This window comes from Thermus caldifontis, from assembly GCF_003336745.1.
Classification (GTDB): domain Bacteria; phylum Deinococcota; class Deinococci; order Deinococcales; family Thermaceae; genus Thermus; species Thermus caldifontis.
Window position 1 is genome coordinate 361,783 of the sequence record NZ_QGMX01000001.1, and the last position, 7,011, is coordinate 368,793.

The following is a 7,011-nucleotide window of genomic DNA, read 5'->3' on the forward strand; positions in this document are numbered from 1 at the left end:
CATGCGCCCGGAAGCCCTGGTCTACCCGTTGCGTTGGCTCATGCTTTTGCCCGTGGTGGGGATGCTCCTCGGGGCCTTCTACTTCGCCTGGCATGCCCTCGAGGAAACCCTGGTGGCGGTGAAAAAACCCCTGGACGAAGCCCTTCCCGTCCTGGTGGGCGCCGTGGACCTGGCCCTTTTGAGCGCCGTCTTCCTCATCTTCAGCCTGGGCCTTTTTGAGCTTTTCATCCGCAAGCTGGAGCTCCCCTTGGAAAACGTCCTCACCGTGGAAAGCCTGGCGGACCTCAAGGGCAAGCTGGGCCAGGTGATCATCATGATCCTGGTGGTGAAGTTTTTTGAGAAGGCCTCGGCCTTCAAGCCCCAGACCTCCTTGGACTTCCTCCTCTTCGCCGGGGGGGTGGCCCTCCTGGCCGCCTCCCTTTGGCTGGCCAAGGCCAAAGAATAGCCCTTGCTGGTCTATCTGGACCAAAACTACGCCAGCCGCATGGCCAAGCACCTCCTGGGCCAGCGGGGGCACGAGGTTTTTGGCGAGCTCTATCTGGCCCTACGGGGCAAGGCCTTAGCCCCTCCCAGCCCCTTCCACGTGCTGGAAACCCTCTACCCCATCCGGGGCCCGGAGGAGAAGGCCGGCTACCTCCTACCTGCCCTAAAGCGCCTTTTCGCCGAGCTTTCCCAAGGCTACTGGGTGCGCCCCTGGCAGGAGGTGGCCGTGCGCCAGGAGGGGGGGCTTTCCCGGGAAGACCTCCTCTGGAGGGGAGGAAGCTGGGAAGCCCCTGCGGACCTCTCCCCCTTCCAGGGCCTTTCCGAAAGCCTCCGGGGTCTCTCCTACCGGGAGGCCCTGGAGGAAGCCCTCAAGGAGATCAAGGCCCGCACCGGGCTTAGGGAGGTACCCTTCGTGCGCCTTTTGGCCGAGCTCCTCGCCCGCATGGCCTCGGACTTAAGCCGCAAGCCCCGGCCTTCGGACCTATTGGATGCGGTGATGGCCGCCACCCTTTACCCTTATGTGGACCTCCTCCTCACGGATCGCTACCTGCGGGGCCTCCTGCCGGGGAGGAGCGTGGGGGGGAGGCGAAGGGAAGTGGAGGCCCTAGTCCAGAGGTTCCGGGAAGGGGTAGACTCCTCCTCGTGAAGGGTATCCGTGACCCTAAGCTCTGGCCCATCGCCGAGAAGGTGGAGGCGGGGGAACGCCTCACCTTTGCCGAGGGGCTCGTCCTCTACCAAACCCAAGACCTCCCAAGCCTCATGCGCCTGGCCAACCGGGTGCGGGAGAGGAAGCACGGGCACAAGACCTACTTCGTCCATTCCATCCGCGTCTCCCAGACCAACATCTGCTACGTGGGCTGCACCTTCTGCGCCTTCCAGAGAAGGTTTGGGGAGGAGGGGGCCTGGGACTGGGAGGTGGAGGAGGTGGTGGCCTGGGTAAGGGAGCGCTACCAGCCCGGCCTCACGGAGATCCACATGACCGCGGGCCACCACCCCAAGAGGCCCTTTTCCTACTACCTGGACCTGATAAGGGCCCTGAAGGAAGCCTTCCCCGGGGTCCAGGTAAAGGCCTGGACGGCGGCGGAGATCCACCACTTCTCCAAGATCGCCCGTCTTCCTTACAGGGAAGTGCTCCAGGCCCTCAAGGAAGCGGGGCTGGACGCCATGCCCGGAGGGGGGGCGGAGATCTTCGCCGAGAGGGTGCGCAAGGAGATCGCCCGGGCCAAGGTTTCCGCGGAAGGGTGGCTTTCCATCCATAGGACGGCCCATGAGCTGGGCATCCCCACCAACGCCACCATGCTCTACGGGCACATAGAGACCCTCGAGGAGCGCCTGGACCACATGGACCGTCTAAGGCACCTTCAGGACGAAACCGGGGGCTTCATGAGCTTCATCCCCTTGGCCTTCCAGCCGGACGGCAACCCCCTGGCCAGGAAGCTGGGCAAGCGGGGGTTCACCACCGGACTGGACGACCTCCGCAACCTGGCCGTGGCCCGGCTTTACCTGGACAACATCCCCCACATCAAGGGGTACTGGGCCACCCTGACCCCGGAACTGGCCCAGGTTTCCCTGGACTGGGGGGTGACGGACATTGACGGTACCCTGATTGAGGAACGCATCGTCCACATGGCGGGAAGCCCCACCCCCCAGGGACTTTCCAAAAGGGAGCTTGCGGAGATCATCCGCAAGGCGGGACGGATCCCTGTGGAACGGGACGCCCTTTACCGGGAGATCCGGGTCTGGGATAGCGGGGCGGCGCCTGGGGAAGAAAGGGCTACCCAAGAGGCCGGATGAGCTACACCCTGGGGGTTCCCCTCTACGCCAACACCGCCCCCCTCTACCGCTTTCTGGAGCCAGGGGGCTGGCGGCTGTGCTATGGGGTTCCCGCCCAGCTCAACCGCATGGTGCTCTCGGGGGAGGTGGGGCTTTCCCTGGTCTCCAGCTACTTCTACCTGGAACACCAGGAGGAGCTGGGGCTTCTTCCCGACTTTTCCGTGGCCGTTTTGGGGCGGGTGTATTCGGTAAACCTGTTCCACAAGGGGGAGCTTGCGGACCTGAGGCGCATCGCCCTCACCACGGAAAGCGCCACCAGCGTGGAGCTTTTGAAGCTCCTTTTGGGTGAACGGGGCATCTTCCCCCGGTACGAGAACCGGGAAGGAGGGCTGGAACTCCTTGGCGAATACGACGGGGTCCTCCTCATCGGCGACAGGGCCATAAGGGCCTACGCCAACCTTCTAGACCACCTTCCCGAAACCCCCCACGCCCTCCCCACCCGCTTCGGAGAGGTGGCGGTGGTGGACCTCTCCATGCTCTGGTTTGAACGCACCCGCCTCCCTTTCGTCTTCGCCGTCTGGGCCTACCGCAAGGAAACCCCTCCCCCCTGGGAGCTGGTGCGGGCCTTAAGGAGAGCCCGGCGCCAGGGGCTTGCCCGGCTCGGAGAGGTGGCCGAGGCCGAGGCCAGGCGGCTGGGAATCCATCCCGCCCTCGTGGAGCACTACCTCTGGAACTTCCGCTACCACCTGGAGGAACCGGACCGGCTGGGTCTCCAGGCCTTCGCCCAAGCCCTGGGCCTCGCCTTTACCCCTAACTACTACCCCAATAGCACTTGACAGTCCAAAGCGCTATGGATACCATACTCCTGGGCCTCGAGCCCAAGGAGGTTCAAAGATGCGTTGGCACTTAGACCCAGCCCACACCAGCATCGAGTTCGCCGTGCGCCACATGATGATCGCCACGGTTAAAGGCACCCTGAACCTTAAGGAGGGCCTCGTGGAAACCGACAAAACGGGCAGGCCCCTCCGGGTGGAGGCACGCCTGGACGCCAGGAGCATCCACACCGGCGTGCCGGACCGGGACAACCACCTGCGCTCCCCCGACTTCCTGGATGCGGAGCGCTTCCCGGAAATCCTCTTCAAGGGCACCAGGATCACCCCCTTGGGCGAGGGACGGTACCGGGTGGAGGGGGAGCTGACCATCCGGGGGGTCACCCAAACCCTGGCTTTTGAGGTGGAAACCCGTGGCCCCGCCAAGGATCCTTGGGGCAACGAGCGCGTGGCCGCCCACTTTGAGGGCAAGCTGAACCGCAAGGACTTCGGCCTCACCTGGAACGTCCCCTTGGAGCTGGGCGGGGTCCTGGTGGGCGAGGAGGTGCGCTTCAGCGTGGACACCGAGGCGGTGAAGGCAACGGAGGCGGTGGCCCAGTAATGGCCTTTCCCAGGCGATTTTCCTCCCTGAGCCTACGGGTGCGGGACCTGGAGGCCGCCTTGGCCTTTTACCGGGACCTTCTAGGTCTAAAGGTGGAACCAGACCCACCCCGGTACTGGCTATCCCCCGAAGGGGAAGGGTTTCACCTGGAAATCCTCCATGACCCCCAGGCTCCCCCAAGGCCTTACCCCTCGGTGGGCCTCTACCATTTCGCCCTCCTCCTCCCCCACCGGAAAACCCTGGCACAGGTGGCCCGGAGGCTTCTCCAGGCCTCGGTCCACTTGGAGGGTGCGGCGGACCACGGCGTTTCCGAGGCCCTGTACTTCCGCGACCCGGAGGGGAACGGCCTCGAGCTCTACCGGGATCGGCCCCAAGGGGCGTGGCCCTCCGGCCCCCTCATGTTCACCGCCCCCCTGAACCTAAAGCGGCTCCTCTCCGAGGCCCAAAGCCCAGGTCCCCTTCCCCCCGAAACCCTCCTCGGCCACCTGCACCTCCATGTGGGAAGCATCGAGGAGGCTGAGGCCTTCTTTGCGGGGGAACTGGGCATGGCGGTTACCTTACGCACCTACCCCGGGGCCCTCTTCTTCGCCTGGGATGGCTACCACCACCTAGGGGCCAACGTCTGGGCAGGAAGGCGGAAAGCCCCCCCAGGGGCTACCGGGCTTTTGGGCTACACGCTCCAGGACCCCTGGGGCCGGAGGATGGAGCTGGAAGACCCCACGGGTGCGCAGGTGCGCCTTACCCCAGGCTTCTAACCTGCCCCTTCGTCGGGGATGCCTAAACCTTTTCTGGCTAGGCCGCACCCTGGGGGTGCCCAGGAACGTGGCTTCTTAAAGGACTTTTTCGGCGGTGGTTTTACTCCCCCCTTGACAGGGTCCTTTCCCTTCCCTATGCTTGGAGGCAATATGCGGACTCCAAGGCGCTACTTCGGCTTTTATTATCCCGCCGGGGGCGCCCTGCGGTCCGCATAAGGTATTTCCGCAAGAAGGGCGCCCCCAAAAGGGGGCGCCCAAGGCTTTTAGGAGGGAAGCATGCTGATTGTGATGCGGCGAGGACACACGGAAGCGGAGCTAGAAGAGGCCATCCGGGAGATTGAGAAGGTGGGCTACCGGCCCCACGTTTCCCGGGGGGTGGAGACCACCTTGGTGGGGGCCATCGGTCGCGGGCCCACCCCGGAGCTCATGGAGCACTTCCGCGCCCTTCCCGGGGTGGCGGAGGTGATCCCCATCTCCAAGCCCTACAAGCTGGCGAGCCTCGAGGTCCAGCCCTTCCCCACCGTCTTGGAGTTCCCCACAGGTAAAACCGGAGGCGGCCACGTGCTGATCGCCGCAGGGCCCTGCGGGGTGGAGTCCCGGGAGCAGACCCTCAAGGCCGCCCGCTACGTGAAGGCCCATGGGGCGGGAATGCTGAGGGGTGGGGCCTTCAAGCCCAGGACCAGCCCCTACGCCTTCCAAGGGCTTGGCCTGGAAGGCCTCAAGATCCTGGCGGAGGCCAGAAGGGAAACCGCGCTTCCCGTGGTCACCGAGGTCCTGGCCCCAGAACAGGTGGAACTGGTGGCGGAGTACGCGGACGCCCTGCAGATCGGGGCCCGCAACGCTCAGAACTTCGCCCTTCTCCAGGCGGTGGGCGAGGTTAAGAAGCCCGTTCTCCTCAAGCGGGGCATGAGCATGACCCTGGAGGAATTCCTGATGAGCGCCGAGTACATCCTCTCCCGGGGGAACATGCAGGTGATCCTGGTGGAAAGGGGGATCCGCACCTTTGAGAAGACCACCCGCTTCACCCTGGATGTCTCGGCGGTACCCGTGCTCAAGAGCCTTACCCACCTTCCCGTCTGGGTGGACCCTTCTCATCCGGCAGGCCGGAGGGAATGGGTCATCCCCTTGGCCCTGGCGGGACTGGCGGCGGGGGCGGATGGCCTCATCGTGGAAACCCACCCCGAGCCGGAAAAGGCCCTTTCCGATGCCGCCCAGCAGCTCCACGAGCACGAGTTCGCCGAGCTCATGCAAAAGGCTAGGCGGCTTCTGGAAGCCTTGGGCAAGACCTTTTCCCCGCCGGTTCTGGGATGAAGCCGCTTTTCGGCAAGGTGGGGGTCTTCGGGGTGGGGCTCCTTGGGGGAAGCGTGGCCCTGGGCCTTAAGGAGCGCTTTCTCGCCGAGGAGGTCCACGCCTACGACCAAGACCCGGAGGCCCTGGAAAAGGCCCTTTTCCTGGGGGTGGCGGACCGGATCCACCCCAAGCCCGGCCCCTGGGTGGGGGAGCTGGAGCTTGGCATCCTAGCCGCCCCCGTGGGGGCCCTGGCGGATCTGGGGAAGACCCTTGCCCCCTTCGCCCATCCCCAAAGCCTCTGGACCGATGTGGGGAGCGTGAAGGCCAAGGTGGTGGGGGCCCTGGAAGGCCTCCTCCCCCACTTCCTTGGGGGCCACCCCATGGCGGGAAGCGAGCGGGCCGGGGTGGAAAACGCCCACGCCGGCCTCTTGCAAAACGCCATCTGGGTCCTCACCCCCACGGAAAGGACTAGCCCCAAGGCCAAGGAAAGCCTCCGCCAGCTGGTGGAGGCCTTGGGGGCCTATCCTTTGGAGATCCCCCCAGAGCTTCACGACCAGCTGGTGGCCCGCATCTCCCACCTCCCCTACCTCCTGGCCGTGGCCCTGAACCACCTGGTGGCCCATAGCCCCCACCGGGACCTCCTCATGTTCTTGGCCGCTGGGGGGTTTCGCGACCTGACCCGGGTGGCCTCCGGCTCCCCCCGCATGAGCCGGGACATGGTGGTGGAGAACAAGGAGGCCCTCAAGGAGGCCATAGAGGAGCTGAGGGGGGTCCTTTGGGAACTGGAGGGGCTTTTGGACGAACCCGAGGCCCTCTTACGGGTGGCAGAGGAGGCCAAGCGTACCCGGGATAGCCTCCCCATCGTGCGCCGGAGCCTACTTCCTGAGATGCACGACCTGGTGGTCCAGGTGCCCGACCGCCCAGGGGAGATCGCCCGGATCGCCACCGCCTTGGGGGAAGCAGGGGTCAACATCAAGGACATCGAGGTCCTCACCATCCGGGAGGAAGCGGGGGCCATCCGCCTGGGCTTCGCCAGCCGGGAGGAGCGGGCAAGGGCCAAAGAGGTGGTTTCCCAAGCAGGATACCGGGTCTCGTGACGACTCCCCGCTCTTTAGAGCGGGGCTTCGCGGTTCTAGGTAAGAGTACCCATCCCCGCAGGCTCCGCCCAAGCCCTGGCCAGGATGTTCCGCGCCGCAGCCACATCCCGGTGAAGAGAGGGACCTGCGACCTCTAGACTATACGCCCATCTTGTGTTAGCATAGGGGCAAAGGAGGAAAAA

At 65.2% G+C, this 7,011-nt stretch carries 8 protein-coding genes; all 8 read left to right on the forward strand.

Going from position 1 to position 7,011, the window contains the following annotated elements; all coding sequences use genetic code 11:
• The first annotated feature begins 1 nt into the window (after position 1).
• The 8 genes from DK874_RS03680 to DK874_RS03715 all read left to right on the forward strand — a co-directional run bounded on the left by DK874_RS03680 (position 2) and on the right by DK874_RS03715 (position 6,829).
• Positions 2-445, forward strand: a complete 444-nt coding sequence (locus tag DK874_RS03680; RefSeq protein ID WP_114312677.1) for a YqhA family protein — start codon at positions 2-4, stop codon at positions 443-445.
• A 3-nt stretch (positions 446-448) separates the two neighbouring features.
• Complete coding sequence (locus tag DK874_RS03685) at positions 449-1,129, forward strand: hypothetical protein (protein ID WP_114312678.1); 681 nt, start codon at positions 449-451, stop codon at positions 1,127-1,129.
• Positions 1,126-2,277 (forward strand): aminofutalosine synthase MqnE, encoded by a 1,152-nt coding sequence (gene mqnE, locus DK874_RS03690; RefSeq protein WP_114312679.1) that lies wholly within the window; start codon positions 1,126-1,128, stop codon positions 2,275-2,277. Before DK874_RS03685 ends, mqnE begins: the two co-directional genes overlap by 4 nt.
• Positions 2,274-3,092, forward strand: coding sequence for a menaquinone biosynthetic enzyme MqnA/MqnD family protein (locus tag DK874_RS03695; protein WP_114312680.1), 819 nt, complete (start codon positions 2,274-2,276; stop codon positions 3,090-3,092). The genes mqnE and DK874_RS03695 overlap by 4 nt, the downstream gene beginning before the upstream one ends.
• Positions 3,093-3,150: 58 nt before the next feature.
• On the forward strand, positions 3,151-3,687 hold the full coding sequence (locus DK874_RS03700) for a YceI family protein (protein WP_114312681.1): 537 nt from the start codon (positions 3,151-3,153) through the stop codon (positions 3,685-3,687).
• Complete coding sequence (locus DK874_RS03705) at positions 3,687-4,442, forward strand: VOC family protein (protein ID WP_114312682.1); 756 nt, start codon at positions 3,687-3,689, stop codon at positions 4,440-4,442. Before DK874_RS03700 ends, DK874_RS03705 begins: the two co-directional genes overlap by 1 nt.
• Before the next feature lie 276 nt (positions 4,443-4,718).
• Positions 4,719-5,753, forward strand: a complete 1,035-nt coding sequence (gene aroF / locus DK874_RS03710; RefSeq protein ID WP_114312683.1) for a 3-deoxy-7-phosphoheptulonate synthase — start codon at positions 4,719-4,721, stop codon at positions 5,751-5,753.
• Complete coding sequence (locus tag DK874_RS03715; protein ID WP_114312684.1) at positions 5,750-6,829, forward strand: prephenate dehydrogenase/arogenate dehydrogenase family protein; 1,080 nt, start codon at positions 5,750-5,752, stop codon at positions 6,827-6,829. The genes aroF and DK874_RS03715 overlap by 4 nt, the downstream gene beginning before the upstream one ends.
• Positions 6,830-7,011: the final 182 nt, after the last annotated feature.